The sequence below is a fragment of the Psychrobacter sp. 1Y4 genome, from assembly GCF_051847555.1.
The window spans coordinates 1-612 of sequence record NZ_JBPYDE010000797.1 but is presented as its reverse complement, the minus strand read 5'-3'; the positions used below and the strand labels follow the sequence as shown (position 1 = coordinate 612).

The window sequence follows — 612 nt, the reverse complement described above, 5'->3', positions numbered from 1 at the left end:
CTATACAATATTTATATAAATTGTAGAAAAATTTTTCTTAATAAAAAAATCTTATATACAAATAAATAGCAGATATAAAAAAGCACCTATACGTTTAGAGCGTATGGGTGCTCTTTTATGTGTATCTGATTTACGATAAGACCTTATATTTACTCTGCATCGTCAAGATTTAGGTTTCGATCTATTTGCCAAATCAAAAAGGTACCAATACTCATCAAGGCAAACATTGCAATACCAATTTTAAGCACTGGGTTGACGGGGAATAGATTCAATAAAAGTCCACCAAAAATACCGACTGAAAACATAAGCGATCCTTGCAGTGCACTTGCCATACCCGCACGGCGTTTCTGAAAGGCCAGTGCAATTGCCGATGCATTAGGCTGACTCAGACCCAAGCCAGCAATACAAAAGAAAATACAAGCCAGTACCAGTGGTAACCAAGCATCGGTACCCAAAAACAGACCTATCACAAACAGCACGCCTGCAGAAATAACCTGCATCATCGCCCCAAACCGCAAAATACTTAAAATACGAAAGCGATTGGTGAGCCATTGGTTCAACTGAGTCAAACCTACAAAGCCTGCTGCATTCATCCCAAATAACCAGCCAAAG

At 38.9% G+C, this 612-nt stretch carries 1 protein-coding gene; it reads right to left on the bottom strand.

The window, feature by feature from the left end:
* Positions 1–149: 149 nt before the first annotated feature.
* Positions 150–612: MFS transporter (locus tag ACS8FC_RS18930; RefSeq protein WP_459112990.1), on the bottom strand; the 463-nt coding region annotated here is incomplete at its 5' end.